The 16,922-nt window shown below is 60.2% G+C and carries 11 protein-coding genes and 1 pseudogene; 1 reads left to right on the forward strand and 11 read right to left on the reverse strand.

Going from position 1 to position 16,922, the window contains the following annotated elements:
• Positions 1-366: 366 nt before the first annotated feature.
• The 10 genes and pseudogenes from FJ957_RS21980 to FJ957_RS22025 all read right to left on the reverse strand — a co-directional run bounded on the left by FJ957_RS21980 (position 367) and on the right by FJ957_RS22025 (position 15,651).
• A complete protein-coding gene (locus FJ957_RS21980; RefSeq protein WP_140834938.1) occupies positions 367-2,667 on the reverse strand; it encodes an AGE family epimerase/isomerase in 2,301 nt (766 codons plus the stop codon).
• 55 nt (positions 2,668-2,722) lie between these two features.
• Positions 2,723-2,992: pseudogene (locus FJ957_RS21985) on the reverse strand (phosphomannomutase/phosphoglucomutase); the annotation flags it as partial.
• Between the two features lie 156 nt (positions 2,993-3,148).
• Positions 3,149-4,573 carry an HlyD family type I secretion periplasmic adaptor subunit gene (locus tag FJ957_RS21990; protein WP_140834939.1) on the reverse strand — a complete coding sequence of 475 codons (1,425 nt, stop codon included), beginning with the start codon at positions 4,571-4,573 and terminating at the stop codon, positions 3,149-3,151.
• A complete protein-coding gene (locus tag FJ957_RS21995) occupies positions 4,560-7,202 on the reverse strand; it encodes a type I secretion system permease/ATPase (protein ID WP_181180665.1) in 2,643 nt (880 codons plus the stop codon). The genes FJ957_RS21990 and FJ957_RS21995 overlap by 14 nt, the downstream gene beginning before the upstream one ends.
• A gap of 105 nt (positions 7,203-7,307) precedes the next feature.
• On the reverse strand, positions 7,308-9,671 hold the full coding sequence (locus tag FJ957_RS22000) for a glycoside hydrolase family 16 protein (RefSeq protein WP_140834940.1): 2,364 nt from the start codon (positions 9,669-9,671) through the stop codon (positions 7,308-7,310).
• Positions 9,672-10,709: 1,038 nt separating this feature from the next.
• A complete protein-coding gene (locus tag FJ957_RS22005) occupies positions 10,710-11,123 on the reverse strand; it encodes a hypothetical protein (RefSeq protein WP_140834941.1) in 414 nt (137 codons plus the stop codon).
• Positions 11,083-11,790 (reverse strand): SIS domain-containing protein, encoded by a 708-nt coding sequence (locus tag FJ957_RS22010; protein ID WP_140834942.1) that lies wholly within the window; start codon positions 11,788-11,790, stop codon positions 11,083-11,085. Before FJ957_RS22010 ends, FJ957_RS22005 begins: the two co-directional genes overlap by 41 nt.
• Entirely contained in the window at positions 11,787-12,788 is a 1,002-nt protein-coding gene (locus FJ957_RS22015; RefSeq protein WP_140834943.1) for a GHMP kinase, read from the reverse strand. Before FJ957_RS22015 ends, FJ957_RS22010 begins: the two co-directional genes overlap by 4 nt.
• Positions 12,785-14,707 (reverse strand): HAD-IIIA family hydrolase, encoded by a 1,923-nt coding sequence (locus FJ957_RS22020; RefSeq protein WP_246685929.1) that lies wholly within the window; start codon positions 14,705-14,707, stop codon positions 12,785-12,787. The genes FJ957_RS22015 and FJ957_RS22020 overlap by 4 nt, the downstream gene beginning before the upstream one ends.
• Positions 14,707-15,651, reverse strand: coding sequence for an NAD-dependent epimerase/dehydratase family protein (locus FJ957_RS22025; RefSeq protein WP_246685930.1), 945 nt, complete (start codon positions 15,649-15,651; stop codon positions 14,707-14,709). The genes FJ957_RS22020 and FJ957_RS22025 overlap by 1 nt, the downstream gene beginning before the upstream one ends.
• Between FJ957_RS22025 and FJ957_RS32350 the strand changes: the two genes are divergently transcribed.
• A complete protein-coding gene (locus tag FJ957_RS32350; protein ID WP_246685932.1) occupies positions 15,532-16,020 on the forward strand; it encodes a hypothetical protein in 489 nt (162 codons plus the stop codon). The two genes, FJ957_RS22025 and FJ957_RS32350, sit on opposite strands and share 120 nt — an antisense overlap.
• Here FJ957_RS32350 and FJ957_RS22030 read toward each other — a convergent pair.
• Positions 16,017-16,916 carry an NAD(P)-dependent oxidoreductase gene (locus FJ957_RS22030; protein WP_140834946.1) on the reverse strand — a complete coding sequence of 300 codons (900 nt, stop codon included), beginning with the start codon at positions 16,914-16,916 and terminating at the stop codon, positions 16,017-16,019. The two genes, FJ957_RS32350 and FJ957_RS22030, sit on opposite strands and share 4 nt — an antisense overlap.
• Positions 16,917-16,922: the final 6 nt, after the last annotated feature.

Raw genomic sequence — 16,922 nt, forward strand, 5'->3', positions numbered from 1 at the left:
ATAAAGCGGCCCGACAATCTTGCCGTTTGGGTGTGCGGGTATGACTGCCGGGCCTAGAGCCCGCCGTTGTGAGCCAGCCGGCTCCGTAAGCCATATATCAGTATTTGCTAATGTTTACAACGCATGGCGTCGGGATGACGCCGGAAAATGAGCGCCCGAAGGATCTCAGTACGGGGGCGACCCGGCACGAAAAGCTCGAGCGCCGGAGGCAGAAGCCTACGCCTGCCAATCACATACATGAGCCGCTGGTAGAAGGCTCGGCTTCGACGAGATAGGCGCCAAGCGACTTTTCAGTCCGAGCAGAGTGAAGCCCCTCGGCAACCCAGCGAGCTTGCACTGCGTTCCGCCTGACGAGGGACCGTCAAGTCAGGCGTAGACCTGCCTAAGAGAGGACTCAGCTGTTTCCGAAACTGGCAGCGGGAAAGCCTCGACCTGTCCTCCGGTCTTGTCCAGGTACTGCATCAACGCTGTGACCAGGTGGTAGAAGATGCTCGCGGGGACCTCCGTCGCCACTGACCTTCCGCGCTCATCAATCCTGTCGACCCATAAGCCAAGCGGTGCGGGATCGATATGCCATCTGAAGAGCCGGGCGACACGCGCTTCGATCTCGGGTTTCAAGTCAGGCCCGCCAATACCATCAAGGGCAACTGCCGCCTTGATCGCCTCGCACTGCGGCCAGCTTCGTGAAAGCCGGTCGAGGGGCAGTCCCTTGCGCGAGACGGCTGCATAGGCAAGACCCGTGGCCCGGTTCAAACCGCTGGCAACCGCCGACGAATAGAGCTTTCTCGCATATGCAACTAGGTCCTTCTGGCCGCTCGCCCGCGCGAAATCGACGAGGAGGGAGGCCCATTCGAAATGGTGCCCTGGTTCGGTCCACTGTCCCTCGTCTCCCGGCAACGGCAGCCAATCGACGTCGAAGCGTTCTCCAAGTGTCCAGCTCTCCTGGTCGAAGAAATGGCATCGAAAGAGATCGATGACGCGTGCCGCGCGACGCAGGTATGCGCGGTCGCCCGTGACGCCATGCCAGGCAAGGAAGGATTCCAGCATGTGCATGTGTGGGTTCGAGAGCCGCACCCCGCTCCAGACGGGGCTTTCGAGGAAGCCGTTCAGGCTGGCGTCCTCGAGATGCGTGTCGATGAAATGAAATGTCTCTTGTGCAAGCCGTAGGGCATCCTGGTGGCCGCATCGATGAGCGTGGGCAAGCGCCAGCAGCACGCAGGCTTGGTCGTAGGCATCCTCCGCCGGGTCAGCCACGCTGCCGTTGCAATTTAGGGTGCGTACCCAGCCGCCGCGGTCGGTGCGACCGTATTTCGCGATGAAGTCGATCCCGTGGTTGATAAGTTTTTCGGCGGGTCCAGGCCAACCGCGCTCCTTGGCCACCGCGAAAGCGTAGATCTGACGAGCCATCGTCCGCGTGCGCTTGGGCTTGCGTAGCGGCCTCGCGTCAAAACCGAGCGACTCATGGAATCCGCCATACACGTCGTCAACGCCTGCAGTGGACCACACCGGCAGGGTTTCGTTGAAAAGCCAGTGCTCGACGCGCTTGCGCCATGACCCGCTGACGATGACCCGGTCTTCCGACGCTGTTAACTTGGTCTCGAGTCGTCCGCTCTTCTCCAACTGTTCGACAACCTTCTTGACGTTCTGGCTGTGGCTGACGGGGGCGACGAATACCGCGTCTGGCGTTGCCACCACGGCTACATCCTTCATTCCAATGACGGTCAGCAGTCTGCCCTGGCTTCGAAGGTAGGAGCTGCTGCAGTCCATCGCGACGACGTCCCCCATCACGACGTTGCCGTCGCTGTCGGTCGGGCTGGCTTCGAGCAGCGACTGCCACGATCCAAGATCATTCCAGCGGAAGGAGGCCGTAACCATCGCGGTATCGTGGGCATGCTCCATGACGGCGTAGTCGATCGAGGTCGACGGGACAGCCGAGTAGAAACTCTGTGGCAGGTAGATGCCCGAAACGTCGTCCCGTGCGGTCTTATGGGCCCGTTCGGCGCTGTCCCAGATGTCTGGCCGGAACTCGAGAAATGCTCGCCGCATCGTGTCTGCGCGAAACAGGAAGATGCCGGCGTTCCAATAGAACCTTCCCGACGACGCATATTGGCGAGCTGTCTCGGCATTGGGCTTCTCGACAAAGCGCGCAACGGCGGCCACGCCGTCGGCATTTGCCACAACCTCGATGTAACCGTACCCGGTTTCCGGATGTGTCGGCCTGATGCCGAATATGACAAGGCGTCCTGACTCGGCCACAGGCCGGCCCACCTCGACCGTTTCCCAGAATTGCGCCTCGGTTGATATCTCATGATCGGAGGGGACCACGAGCACAAGCGCGTCGCCGCCATGCTCGAAGATCGTTTGCAGCGTGGCTATGGCGACTGCCGCGGCGGTATTGCGGCCAACTGGCTCGAAAATCGGTCTGCCGCCGTCCAGGCCGAGTGGACCGATGTCGGAAATAACGCGATCGGCATGCCGCTCGGACGCTATCAGGTAGATTGGGGTCTCACCTTCGGGCCGGGCCTTGAGACGCCGGACGGTCTTCGCAAGCATGGATCCGTCGCCGGAAAGGTCGTGGAATTGCTTGGGATTGTCTTCGCGCGAGAGCGGCCAAAGCCGTGAGCCAACGCCCCCGCTCATGACAAAACATACGATCCGGCCCGGCATGGTCCAGTTCCTCTCAGAATGTCTGATTGCAGGCGCCGATTTCTGGATTGCGGCACAGGACAGAATCGAGAGCCTGGGACGCCACGGAATGACCGAGGAAGTTATGGACGATGTCAGGGCCTACGCCCATTCGATGGATCATGGTGCCGGGCCCCATGCCGAGCGCCTGTACCTCCATCAAGTTGCGCTCGGGCTCTTCCTCGGAGCCCGGATGCCCGAACCACCAACGCGCGTCGTATTCCCGGAAGCCAGTGGCCCTGATGAGAGCACTGGTTTCGAAAGCGACTGTGTTCGACTTGGCCTGGCCGGCTATGTTGAGCGTCACGGTTTCTGATCCGCAATTGCGTGCGGTACGATCCTAACATGCAGCCGGGCCCGGGCTCTCTTCATGAATTGGGGGTAGCCCAAATGCCCCGGTTCGCACCCCCTCATACAATTGGAGCATGCCTGCCGACGGCCGCAAGGATGTCTCGTGCGCTTTTTAACGGTCTCGCAGCGCTTCCTGCTTGTATTTCGCCAGCGGCGAGAGAAAGTAGCCGATGATACTGCGCGCGCCGGTCTTGATCTCGATCGTCACCGCCATGCCCGGACCGAGCTTGACGAGCTTGTCGTCCACCTGCATGTACGCACGGTCAAGCGAAACGCGCGCGGCATATTCCAGTTCCTGGCCCCTCGGCTCACTGTCGCTCTGCTCTGCGCCCGATACGCGGTCGTTCGAATCGCTCTGCCTCTCGCGAGGTATGGCGTCCGGTGACACGCTGAGCACTTCTCCATGAAGAAGCCCGTAGCGGGTGAAGTTGAATGTGTCGACCTTGATTTCCGTCTTCTGTCCCGGGTGGACGAATCCGATATCTCTGTTGGAGAGCATGGCCTCGATTTCGAGATGGCTCTCGCTTGGAACCACCACGGCCAGTGGCTGAGCAGGCGTAACCACGCCTCCCACCGTGTGAACGGCGAGTTGTTGCACGACGCCGTCGACCGGCGCGGTCAATCGTTGGAACTTCGTGCGCTGCTCTGCCTTGATCTCCTCCTGCTCGGCACTCTCAACCCTTTGGTCGGCTTTCGCGAGTGCGTCATAGGTCACGCGCCGATACTCCGCGGCGGTCCTTTCCTTCGTTTCCCTTAGCACCGCGATGGCTGCATCGGCTTCGCGCAGCCGGCTCTGCTGCAGGTTGAGATCCTGCTGAAGGCCGACCAACTCCTGATACTCGGAGAGATAGTCGACCTTCGAAGCAAGCGCGTTGTCGACGAGCTTCTTGCGAATGTCGACTCGCTCCTGCAGCACCGGCGTCGTCGCCTGGAGCTTCGCGACGCTTGCCAAAGTAGTCGATCGTTCTGCTTCCCTCTGATTCTGCTGGCGCTCGATCTCCGCGAGCTTGGCGTTCTGTTCGGCGACCTGACTGACCAGAAATTGACGATGCATCTCGATCTCCCCGTCGCCCGCGCCCTGCGGCGGCCGGAAGGCCGCGAGCGGATCCTCCGCGAGCGCCGCGCGCAGCCGGGCGACGTCGAGTTCGGCCGAAAGAAGATCGCTTTTCTGGCGCTCCTGGTCGGCTTCCGTCATGGTCGGGTCTAGCTCGATCAGCACGTCGCCGGCCTTCACGCTCTGTCCATCGCGTACATTGATGGCGCGGACAACGCCCGTCTCGAATGGCTGAATCAGCTTGCTGCGCCCGTCTGGCACGATCTTGCCCGTCGCGGTTGCGACGATATCGATGCTGCCCAACGATGCCCACACCAGCGCGACGCAGAAGACCGCGATGATACTCGCCGCGATTGCGCGGCCGATCGGTGACGGCGGCGTTTCGGTGATTTCGAGCGCTGCCGGCAGGAACGCAACTTCGTGCTCGCGGCGGCGAACTTGAGCTCTCGGAAATGGGACGATGTTTCGGCTAGCGGACGTCATGGATGCCAGCTTGCAGATAGTGGAGGTTTGCGTAGCGCCCGTTCGAGCGGATCAGGTCATCATGGGTGCCATCCTCGACGATGCGTCCATGCTCGATCGTGATGATCCGGTTCGCGTGGCGCACGGTCGAGAGCCGATGAGCGATGACGAAGACGGTTCGGCCGGCAGAAATTCGTTTCATGTTCTGCTGAATGGCGCGCTCGCTTTCGTAATCCAGAGCGCTGGTCGCCTCATCGAGGATAAGGATGCGCGGATCGGTAATGAGTGCCCGGGCGATTGCGACACGCTGGCGTTGCCCGCCGGAAAGACTGCTGCCGCGTTCGCCCACGATGGTGTCATAGCCCTCGGGCAGCTTCAGGATGAAATCGTGAGCGCCGGCAAGCGAGGCCGCTGCAATGACGCGCTCCATGGGCATAGCCGGATCAGCGAGCGCGATGTTCTCGCGAATGGATCGGTTGAAGAGCACGTTCTCTTGCAAGACTACGCCGATCTGGCGTCGAAGCCAGGTTAGGTCGACCATGGCGAGATCGACGCCATCGACCAGCACGCGTCCGCTCTCCGGCACATAGAGCCGCTGTATCAGCTTGGCGACGGTGCTCTTGCCTGACCCCGAGGAGCCCACGATGCCGATAACCTGACCGGGCTCGACGCTGAACGAGACATCGTGCAGCACCTCGGGGCCGTCGACCCGGTAGCGGAAAGTCGCATGCTCGAATGTCACCTGACCGCGGATTGCCGGCAGTGCGGCGCGGCCAGGATTGAAGCTTGGCTCGGGAATGGTGTTGAGGATATCGCCGAGACGATCGATCGACAGGCGGGCCTGATGGAAATCCTGCCAGATCTGCGCGAGCCGCAGCACAGGCATGCTCACGCGCGCGGCCAGCATATTGAATGCGACGAGTTCGCCGACGGTCAGGTCGCCGCCGATCACGAGCTTGGCGCCGAAGTAAAGGGTTGCGGCGACGACCAGCTTGTTGATCATCTGCACCGCCTGGCTCGCCGTATTGTTCAGGCTGAGCACGCGGAAGCTTGCGGTCACATAGGCGGCGAGCTGCTCCTCCCAGCGGCGCTGCATCTGCGGCTCGACCGCCATGGCCTTCAGCGTCTCGACGCCCGTGACGGTCTCGACCAGGAAAGCCTGGTTCTCCGAGCCGCGATCGAACTTCTCATCAAGGCGCCGGCGAAACAGCGGCGCAGCTCCCGCAGAAATGCCGATGTAGAATGGGAACGACGACAGGACGATCAGCGTCAACGGAGCCGTGTAATAGAACATCACCGCAATGAAAACGACGGTGAAGACGAGATCGATGACAAGCGTGAGCGCCGAGCTCGTCAGGAACTGGCGGATGTTCTCGAGCTCGCGGACGCGTGCGACTGAATCCCCGACGCGGCGTGTCTGGAAATATGCGATCGGCAACGCCATCAGGTGACGAAACAGCCGGGCGCCGAGCTCGACGTCGATGCGGTTCGTCGTGTGCGCGAACAGATAGACGCGCAGCGTGCCGAGAACAGTTTCGAAAACGGTCAGCGCGATCAGGCCCGCGACCAGGACGTCGAGCGTGCTCATGCTTCGATGCACGAGCACCTTGTCGATGACCACCTGGAAGAACAGCGGCGAGATGAGGGCAAAGATCTGAAGGAAGAATGACGCGATCAGCACTTCGCCGAGAAGATGGCGGTACTTGTGGACCGCGCCGAGAAACCAGCCGATGTCAAACCGACGGGACAGGTCCGTCAGGGCCGCGCGCCGGGTCATCAGGATGATGTCGCCGTCCCAGATGGACTCAAGTTCGGCCCGGGTCATTGTAATGGGTTGCGGCGACGATGGGCGCTGAACGAGGAGCTTGTCGTCGACGACTTTGCCGAGGATCAGGAATCCACCGTCCCGAAGCACGGCGATTCCCGGCAGCGGAGTAATCGCAAGCCGATTCCAGCTCGTCCTCTGTGCCCGAGCCTTGAGTCCGAAATCCTTTGCGCAGCGCAGGACTTCGGTAACACCCACTCGCGCCGCGCCCATGCGATGCCGGATTTGGTCCGGCTCGGCCGCGATGCCATGGCAACGCAGCAATATCGCCAAGGCGATGAGCCCTGAGTCATCGCCGCTCTCAGATGCAGTGTCCGCCGCCTGGGCGGCCCTATCGCGTTGATCGGCGAAACGAACACGGATCAAGATATCGCAGGCGCGCCGTGCCAGATCACGCCCGCGGCCAATAAGGGCATGAAGCGCCCGCTGCGCAATGTTCTGTGATCCAGCCAAGATCAAACGGCCGTCCCAGATCGCTTCGAATTCCGCGCGCGTGATCAGCTTCGCATTTGACGAGGGCGGATGCAGCACAACCGCGCCTTTGTCGCTGACCTTTCCGAGAAGCAGAAATCCGCCATCATGCAGTGAAGCGATGCCGGGCAACCGGATACCCGCAAGTTGTTTCCACCGTGTCTTGCGCGAACCGACCTTGAGCCCGAACTCGCGGGCGCAACGAAGCATCGCGCGGATGCCGATTGCACCGCCGCCGCCACAGCGGTCGCGGATCTGGTCGGGCTTAGCGTTTACGCCATGAAAGCGAAGGAACAGAGCCAGGGCTCGAAATCCAAAGTCTGCGGCGTGGGCATTCTCGTTCTGCATCGCCATTCCGGCTTAACCCTTCGCGGATACGCGTCCGCGTTCGATATTCCTTCCCAGCACAAACTTGACGGTGCCGCACCCAGGGGCTGAAGCCCCTGGGTGCGGAGGCGATCAATGTTGCGGTCTGGTCAGGTACGAGTCGTGATTCCAGTTGGCTCCATTCGACAAGGACGCCACGATCTGACCGGGGTCGACGTGGCCCGAGTGGCCGGCCAGATACTGGTTCAGCACCGCAAAACTCTGGCTTGCCAGGGACGCCGTGGCTGTGCCGGTCGCAAGCGGATGATCCGCCATGGCACTGTTTCGCGGCGCAAAGGTCGTAGTGGGGCCGGCGACCAGGTTCCTATGCTCGTGCAGCCAAGCAAGGCCCCGGGTTGCCGAGGACCCTAGCGACGTAGCGGGAGCATGCTGATGATCCGTCTGGGCGATCACCCGCGGCGAAGTCGTGGTGGCCGCAGGCCGAGGATCCGTTACGGCGATGGTCCGCGGCGAGGCTGTCGCGACGGCGCCGGTGACCGGATCCTTCGCCGTTGCAGTCAGCGTGAGTGTCGCCACCGGATGAGCCGCGCCCTTATAGTTCGATTGCAGCGTCAATCCGCTGTCGACCTGCGCGGCCGTCAAGGTGATGTTCTTGCCGGCAAACGTCTTGCCGTCGAGTTTGTCGGTGATCCTCTCGTACCTCGGCAAGCCCGTCACCTTCACGGTCACGACATCGTTGGGGTCGGTCGTTGTCACCTTGACCCCTAGGTCGACCGTACCGCCCAGCCCGCTCACGTTGAGCGTCGGATCCGCGATGGTGAGGACCGGCGCGATCGATGGCGGTGTGGTTGGAGTGGCTGGGGTCGTTGGCGTAGTTGGCGTTGTGGTTGGGGTCGATGGGGCTGTCGATGACGTCACGACATGGAGACCGGAGAACGTCTTCACCGCGCGCGCAAGATTAGCAGCGACACCGCTCGCGTCCTTGATGCTCGCACCGTTCGGTAGATTGACCCCGGTGATGGCGAGCGCCGAGGTATTGGTGTCCGTCGACGCGACAGTTGTGCGAAAGTTGAGCGCGCCCGTTCCGGAGCCGCCCACATAGGTGGCGGTCGCGCCATTGTTGAGAGATAGCGTCGGCGTGCCCGATACCGCCACTGCCTCGTTGAAGCCGAGTGTCAGCGTGACCGCGTCTCCAACGTGCTCGGTACCGGTTCCCGGCGAGGCCGTGGCCTGCGTCACCGCCGGCAAGACCGGATCGATCTGGAGACCGGAGAACGTCTTCACTGCGCCCGAGAGGTTCGCCGCAATACCAGATGCATCCTTGATGCTTGCGCCGCTCGGAAGATTGACTCCCGTAATGGCGAGCGCCGAGGTATTCGTGTCCGTCGGCGCGACGGTGGTGCGGAAGGTGAGCGCGTTCGTGCCCGAGCCACCGACATATCTGGCCGTTCCGCCGTCATTGAGCGACAGTGCAGGCGTACCCGTGACGGTCACCGCCTTGTTAAAGCCGACCGTCAACGTGATGGCATCGCCGGTATGCTCGATCCCCGTTGTCGGTGAAGCGGCGACCTGCGTCACCGCCGGCTGAGTCACTGCCGGCTGCGTCACTGCCGGCTGGGTCGTTGACGGCGTCGTGGAGGTTGACGATATCGTCTGGGGACTGACGTTGGCACCCGTGACGGTGTCGCCGCTGCCCGCTTTTTGATAGAGCTGGACCTGGTCGATCTGCATCCGCATCGACGAAGGGGTCGAGCTATCCAGCGCCGTATGCCATCCGGACGCGTTCGAATTCGCGACCCCATTGTTCATCATCAATTGCATCGGTTCATCCGGGATCGCGGCCTGTGCGCTGGTCACTTGCGCCATCTGCTTCCCGTCGAGATACCAGGTGATCGATTTGCCAGGATCCCAATAGATGCCGTAGGTGTGGAAGCCGGCCGTGAGGTCGATGCCGCTGTCAATGGTGTTGCCGACCCACCCTGACGGCCCGTGGAGATGCCAGGAGAAATTCTGGTCCGCCGGTCCCGAACCGGTAAATCCACCCTCCTGTATATCGAGCTCGAAATTGTCGCCGCTGCCCGCGCCATTGCCGGGCATCAGCCAAAGGCCCGGCCATGCGCCGTCGCCGCTCGGCGCCTTCATACTGATCTGAAGGTAGCCACCGTTGAATTCGAAGTTGCCGTAGCTGCTGACGGCGCCGGACGTGACCGGGAATGTCTGTGCCGTTCCCCCCTGATTGACACCGCTGATGGGTTGTCGGACCGCCGTGAGATCCAAGGTCCCGTTGCTCACGGACACCTGGCTCGGCACATCGTAGTCGGCATTATACGGGCCGCCCGGCGTACTTCCTCCCGACCCGTTGGTATTCCATGGCCAGCCGTTGGCGGCTTTGCTTGTGATGTAGGTGTGCCAATCGCTGCCGAGCGCCGTACCGGAGAAGTTTTCCTGATAGACGAGGTCGCTAGAGGCAAAGCCTACGGGTGCGGAGAGAGCCATTCCGTGATCCTTCTTTGGCGTTGAAAACAGAAAATTCCACTGCCGCGCATCGCCAAGTGCGCGACATGTCGCATGTCCGCAGCTAGGCGACGCGAACTGATTTCAAGCTCGCAGCCAGGCAACGCGAACGGATTTCAAACTCGCAGCTAGACAACGCGGACTGATTACAAAGTAGCGGAGATTTGGATGTCCTCGCCCCAGACATCCTGGTCGAGCGAGCTCAACGTTGAACCCACCATCGAAGGCGAGTTTTGTCGACGGAAATGCTCATCATGCGCTCGCCTTTGAGCCCATAAACGGTGTCGCTACCAACGCGCGAAAGGAGTTCAACGGTTTGAGCCGCAGCCGGATAAAAGTTGAGCGCATCCCTCCCGGTGGACGTGCCACCGAGCGTGCTATCCAGTATAAGCACAGCAGTTCCTTAGTTCATTGCGTCTTTTTTTGTTTTCATTCCACCCGCGCCCCTAAGCAAACACAGGCATTTCCGCATTCTAATTTACGCACGCGCACCATCTGTACCTGCGTGAATTGATCACTTGAGGACGATGTACGTGACATGAGCAACCATACTACCATTTACGGCGAGAATGAGGCCCGGTGCGGTATTATTAACACATTCCTAATGTAACTTATAAACACGTCCTAATATAGAAAGTGATCGTACGGCCGCACCGAGACGGCCTTCCGGACGCCCTGCCAAAACCATGCCCGTCCGCTGAGATGTTGCGCTCGCTGGGCGCCCGTTGGTTCGAGCGGGCCGCTCGCATTTGAGGTCGTCGAGAGGAGTGGGCGGGATTGTCTTCCGATGCTGCATGGCGGACGAGCCGTCGAGCCTATTGCTGGAGCTGCCGACCCGGATGTTCGACCACCGTTGGCGCGCCGATGCGCTTGGCCGAGGTCAGCCATTGCGCGGTTGATCACGCTCCAGTCTCTACACGTGTCGCTGAGCGACGTCGCCAACACACAGCGGCGAAGCCCGCGTCATCCGCTTTCAATGATCGAAGGCGGAAGGCCTGGCACGGTTACCGGGCGCGGTCTCTATAGCGCTGGACAGCCGTTCAATCGCAACGCCAACGATGCCTCATCGGCATCGTATTTTTCAAGATCTGAACGGTGCCCAGACGCGCAACCGCATCCAAGGGGAGAGTGCGATCGCTTGGGTGGCTTGTTGAAATGGCTGGAACGTGGCGCCAGGACGCGCGTGCGCTTCGTCCCCGCGGGTCGGCTCCGCGGATTGTCAAATTTGAACCGCGCAACGAGGCGCCAAAGCTCCACTTCGTGGCCATCTGCCAACAGCCTGGCCTGCTCTTTCGCCGCAACGTCGTCTATGCAGGTAAGGTTGATGCTGCCCTTGAACTGGCCGCGGTCGTCCAGAACGTAGAGCCGATAATGCTGCATCGCTTGTTCTCGATCAGGATTGCCAGCTCGTCTCGGCGCCAGCTGGATTTGCATCGAAGCGTCCAGCAGCGCTGCGCCGCTGCGGCCGATCGCTCCACTGTTGAGTACCCGCAAGACAAAGACGCTGCATGACGACATGCCCGAACATGGAATGTATGTCTTCCGCAATTTGCATGTCATTCACATTGACCCAAACCACATGTTGGGCGATCTGCCTGAGTGTTCCTCCGCCATATCCGCAAAGGCCTAACGTAACTGCGGCATGATCATTGGCGTATCGAACGGCGCGCAGAACGTTTTCCGAGTTTCCGCTTCCCGAAATCGCAATGACCAAGTCGCCCTCGTTCAGGATGTTCTTTAGCTGCTCGACGAACACATCCTGGAAAGAAACATCGTTCGCGTATGCAAACGTAAGGCCCACATTGTCGATCAGCGTCCGGCCACGAAACGGGCGCTTCGTGGAGAGATAGATGCTCTTGTTCCAGTCGGTGATGAAATGCAGCGCCGTGAGCGAACTGCCACCATTTCCAAGCGTGATTATCTGCTTGCCATCCTCCTGTGCCTGGGCGACCAAGGCCACTGCATTGTCGATGCTTTCGTGGTCCAACGAAGCCAGGACGATCTCGAGTTTCTTGAAATAGGCTTGAGCACTGCCGCCAAGATTCTTTATTGGGCGGGCTCCGATGTCGGTTGATTGAGTACTGCCGCCAAAATGCTTCATTGGGTGGACTCCGATGTCGGTTGATAGTGAACGATGCGGCTCCCGGCGAAGTCGAACTTGACAGGGAAGTGCTTTAGGTCCCCGAGGGCCGCTTTGATTGCATCGTGGCGATCGAGAGGTGCGAAGAACATGAGAAAACCTCCTGCACCTGCTCCCAGCAGCTTGCCGCCCGTGGCACCCGCCCGCATCGCGGTCTGGTACCAGTGATCGATTGCATCGTTCGTGATTTCCTCAGAGAGGCTCTTTTTCAAGAGCCAGTTCTCGTGGAGGATTTCGCCGAAGGCATCGAGGTTGCATCGATGCAGTTCATCACGAAGCTGATAGGTGAGCCCGACCATCCGCCTGAGCGCTTTGCGCTTGTCCGGAGCTCTTGCGATGCACTCCGACTGTCGCACGAGGATGTCCGAAGCACTGCGCGTAATGCCGGTGTAGAACATGAGTACTTGCTTCTCGATCGAAGCGATGAAATCACGCGGGCATATGAGCGGTGACACCGAAACGCTGTCATCGGAGTGAAACTCGATGAGATTCAATCCGCCGAAGGCGGCGGCGTATTGATCCTGCCTTCCAATGGGCGCGTCACAAAGTTCGATCTCGATGCAACAACTATCGGCACCGAGCTTTGCCTTGGAGACATATTGCCCCCGAAACGCGTTCAGCGCGTGGAGAAGGCCAACCGTAAAAGCGCTCGATGATCCAAGTCCGGTTCCCTTGGATGGAATATCGGCAATAGTCGTTATCTCAATGCCCCCGCATATCCCAAGATATCCCATCGTCGCCTTGACAATCGGATGCTGGATATCCTCAACGCTATCGACCTCTTCGGTTTTTGAATAAGCGATTCGAGTGCCGTTATCGAACTTGCGGTTCACATTCACGTATACGTACTTGTCGATTGCAACGCTTAGGACGGCGCCGCCTTCCTCCCGATAAAAGGCAGGCAGATCGCTGCCACCTCCCACGAAGCTCACTCGAAGCGGCGTCTGACTGATGATCATCCGACGGCCTCAATCAGTTCGATCGCCCGCAATCGGACACACTGGTTGGCGCTCGCCCGCGATGCCAAGACGATTGGTGTCTCGTCCTCCTGGCGGGAACTATAGATACGCGCTGCAGCCTCCCGATCCACACCTCGACGCGAGTATTCCCGCGTTACTCGATACCTCCTCAGCTCCTCATCGATATCAACGAAGAATGTGTGTGCACGACCGGGCAAAACCACATCGGACAGCGAAAGAGCGACGGCTCCTTCCACGACCAGGATGGTTTCCGGAGAAATGCTTATCTTTTCCGATCCTGGATGCGATACGCGGCTCAGCTTTTCGTAATAGGGCAGATCGAGCGTCTCGCGAGAACGAACGCTCACCAGGCGGCTTAGAACCTTCCTGATTTCTTTCATGTCGTAGCGACCCATCACCGTTGCTTCGCGATCGGCGGCGGGCCGTATCCAACGATCAAGGGCAACGACTTGCGCATCAAAGCCGCGGCCGCGAAGTACCTCGGCGATAGCGCTGGAAAGGACGCTCTTTCCGCTCCTGGAAAGCCCTGCCACGAAACACACGTCACCCGGATTCACATGCGCGATCAGATCGGATGCCGTGTCCACCAAGGTCGGATGAACGGTGAGAATGAACTTGGCAGCCTCGAACAAGTCCGGAACGGTATAGTCGGGCATGACATGATACTTGCTGTCCAGCCCGCCCGCGCCAGTCTCGACCAGGATCGATCTGATGCCGGACCGTTTTGCGAGTGCGATGTCGGTAGAGGAATCGCCGATGACCCAGGATTGTCTGCGATCGATATAGAGCGCCTCGATCGCCTGGTCGATCAACCCGGTGGCGGGCTTGCGGCATTCACAGTGGACCTTCAGCGCTGCCACCTCACCGGCAAAGCCGCGATCTGGATGGTGCGGGCAGTAATAGATGGCATCGACAAAAGCCCCGCGGCGGCCAAGCTCGGTCTCCATCTTGTTATGGATCATCCGCAAGTCTCGTACAGAGCAATCCCCTCTCGCCACAACGGGTTGGTTTGTGACGACGATTGTCCGGTATTCGGCCTGGTTGAAACAAGCGATCGCGGCCGCGGCCCCCTCGATCAGTTCGAAGCGTTCGGGACGATCGATGTGCCCATCGTCGACATTGATGCAGCCGTCCCTGTCCAAAAATACTGCTTTCTGCGGAGAAGCGAGTGAAGCTCGGGCTATGCGGCCGGAGGCAAGGTCGGCGCAAACCTTGTCAAGTCTCGCCGGGGTTCCCGCGTCTTTTATGTACTCAGGGCTGCTATAGCTTCTGATCTCCGCGCCCGCCCGAAGCATTTCAGGAAAGAGATCCTTGCCAAAATCGAGCGGAGTTGCCGTGGCGCGCCATGGGTACAAGGCTTGTCTTCGAATGTAGTAAAGAGCTGCGCTGACTTTGTTGGGATAAAAGCAACCGGGATCGTGTGGATATGGATGGAACGCGGTAACCACGCCATCTTCCGACGTTTCGATCAGATCGGAATCATGCGGGTGATCATTCGGATGGGTGAAAACAGTTGCGGCTGCTGCCTCGTGTTTTTCATGGAAGCGCTTGAAGCGGGTGAGATCGACGTCGAGCATCGTGTCGCCGTAGATCGTGAGGAAGTCCTCGTCGAGCAGATCCAAAACGGACAGAACCGCTCCGGCAGTCCCGCGAGGCGCGCCGTCATCTACGCAACGAACTTCAATCCCCCAATTCCCGCGATGATTGCAAAATTCCACGATTTGCTCGGCTGCGTGGTTCACCAGGATCAAGATCCTCTCGATCCCGTGTTGCTTGGCGAGGAGGATTTGATGCTCGAGAAGTGGCTTGCCACCAATATTGGCCAGCGACTTGGGCAGATCACCGATCCGGCCCCTGAGCCGTGTCCCCAGACCACCGGCAAGTACAACGGCCTGCATCACGGGTGTCCTTCCTGCCGCACGATTTCCACGACGGCTTTTCGGACAGCGTCGGCCGATCCAAGCTGGGGCCGCCAACCAAGTGCACGGAGCTTTGCTACGTCATAGGAAAACCGGGGAACATCCCCCGTCCAACCGCGATCTTCAAACCCGTATTCGATCCCCGCGCCCGGTGCGACAGCCTCGACAGTGGTTTCCGCTATGAAGCTGACGGTTACCCCTTTGTCCTCGGGGCCGATATTGTAGCAGCCAAGCCGCTCGGATGAGTTTGCACGCAGGTAGACGATCGCATCGATCAGATCATTGACGTGAAGATATACCTTCCGTTGCCGGCCCGATCCCAAAACGTTCAGCTTGTTTGGTGTGACCTTCAGCTTTCTGATGAAATCCAGAATGACGCCATGTGTTGCCGGAACGCCGATCACGTTCGGAAAGCGAAAGATCAAGGCCCGCCCCAACCAGTTCTCGACGGCTGCGCTGATTAGCGCTTCCGATGCGAGCTTCATGGCGCCGTAGTTGGAAATCGGCAGCAGCGGCCCGACATCCTCTCTGATCGGAGCCTCCCCCAAATCGCCGTACACGGCTGAACTGGATGCAAAAGCAAGGAACGGAACTCCCGCCTCCCTCATTGCGTCCAACACGTTGAACGTCGTTAGAAAGGTATCGCGCAGATCGACAGAGGCATCGGAGATTCCTGCGGGAATGTCCGAATTGGCAGCCATGTGCCAGACTTCGGAAATCGGAATGCGACTGTGACAGTTCATAAAGCGGCTTCTCACCGCAGCCGCGTCCGAGAGGTCCACTTTCTCGAAAATGAACCTCTCATGCGTAAGAAGCTCGTTGAGGTTTTTCCGAGAACCTCGCGACAGGTTGTCAAAGCCAAAGACCGAATATCCACGATCAATAAAGATCCTTGCAAGCCTGCTTCCTACAAAGCCGGCCACTCCCGATATGAAGATGGCGCGCGGTTCAACCAATCGGATCGCCCCTTGCCTTTTGTGCGCAAGCTTTCGCGCCAAAGCCTTCCGGATTCTGCAATGACTTCCGTTTGCAAGCCTTCACCGCTGGACAGCCGGGAGTTCGACGAGGGCTCTCTGCGCCCGTCTTTGAGGTCATGCGTCTCTTGCGTCTTTGTGAATCATTGCATGGTTTTCTTCGATCCGCGATTATTCCTCGGGGGTAGCCCCATTTTGCTGATCCGGACTGAATCGCATCGCGCCCGCCTGGGGCGGCTGCTGCGGATCCTGGCGATCGTGCCAGCCGCACAATCTCGCCGTTTGCGTCTCTGGCGGATCGAACCGGCCTTCGACTAAGAATACCGACGCAATGCCCCGGATGAGGGGTGGTCGCCATCCAGCGAGAAGCTCCGAAACTCGATACCGAATTGCTTGAGCCGCTCTACGCCGGGAACCTCTCGCGCCGGGCGCACGAGCCCGAGGATGGAGTCGGATCGGAAGGGCAGGGGGACATGCAGGGCCTCAGCTGCCTTGAGGGCGCCACTGACAAGCTGCCAGGGCACGGGGACGGCGCGCAGTGTTCTGCCTTGGGATGCGGCGATCTCGTTCATGAGCCGTCGGAACGGCACCGGTTCGGGGTTGGCCAGCCCCACCGGTTCCGGCAGGGGCATGTCCGACTCCGCAATACGCACCATAGCGGCTGCCATGTCCGCCTCATGCACCATGAACTGATGAGACTGCGCCCCGATGAGAGGTGTAACCGGCAGCGTGGTCAGCTTACGGAGCGCGCCTGCCATCCCGCCCCAACCGGGGCCGTACACCAGTCCGAGGCGGGTGGAGACACCTCCCAGGCCGCTGGCCGTGCGCTCGCAGGCCAGTTTCGCCTGACCGTACAACTGCCGGGTTCCCTTATAGGCGGACATCGAGGAGATAAAAATGACCCGGCGAACCCCTGCGTCGGCGGCATTGCGGAGCAGGTGCTGCGAGCCGGACACATTGACACCCCACACTTCACCGGCGCTGACGAGGGTCAGGTCCCATGCACCGTGGATGAGCACATCCAGGTCGCTGAATGCGGCCCCCGATGGCGGGCGCTTGATCTCGTATGGGCGCCATTCGGCGACGCCGGCGGCAGATTCGGAGGTCACCCGGTTCGAACGGGCGAAGCCGATGACCTCATGCCCTTCTTCGGCGAAGGCGGCGCGCAGGACGGTCCCGACATATCCGTTCGCTCCGGTGATACCGACCCGCATCGAACG

The sequence above is a fragment of the Mesorhizobium sp. B2-4-6 genome (assembly GCF_006442775.1).
Classification (GTDB): Bacteria; Pseudomonadota; Alphaproteobacteria; order Rhizobiales; family Rhizobiaceae; genus Mesorhizobium.

Excerpts from the sequence above, each read along its gene's own strand:
- FJ957_RS21995 (WP_181180665.1), bottom strand. The coding sequence starts at position 7,202 with ATGGCGATGCAGAACGAGAATGCCCACGCCGCAGACTTTGGATTTCGA.
- FJ957_RS22010 (WP_140834942.1), bottom strand. The coding sequence starts at position 11,790 with ATGAAGCATTTTGGCGGCAGTACTCAATCAACCGACATCGGAGCCCGC.
- FJ957_RS22005 (WP_140834941.1), bottom strand. The coding sequence starts at position 11,123 with ATGCAAATCCAGCTGGCGCCGAGACGAGCTGGCAATCCTGATCGAGAA.
- FJ957_RS21990 (WP_140834939.1), bottom strand. The coding sequence starts at position 4,573 with ATGACGTCCGCTAGCCGAAACATCGTCCCATTTCCGAGAGCTCAAGTT.
- FJ957_RS22020 (WP_246685929.1), bottom strand. The coding sequence starts at position 14,707 with ATGCAGGCCGTTGTACTTGCCGGTGGTCTGGGGACACGGCTCAGGGGC.
- FJ957_RS22000 (WP_140834940.1), bottom strand. The coding sequence starts at position 9,671 with ATGGCTCTCTCCGCACCCGTAGGCTTTGCCTCTAGCGACCTCGTCTAT.
- FJ957_RS21980 (WP_140834938.1), bottom strand. The coding sequence starts at position 2,667 with ATGCCGGGCCGGATCGTATGTTTTGTCATGAGCGGGGGCGTTGGCTCA.
- FJ957_RS22015 (WP_140834943.1), bottom strand. The coding sequence starts at position 12,788 with ATGATCATCAGTCAGACGCCGCTTCGAGTGAGCTTCGTGGGAGGTGGC.
- FJ957_RS32350 (WP_246685932.1), top strand. The coding sequence starts at position 15,532 with ATGCGTAAGAAGCTCGTTGAGGTTTTTCCGAGAACCTCGCGACAGGTT.
- FJ957_RS22030 (WP_140834946.1), bottom strand. The coding sequence starts at position 16,916 with ATGCGGGTCGGTATCACCGGAGCGAACGGATATGTCGGGACCGTCCTG.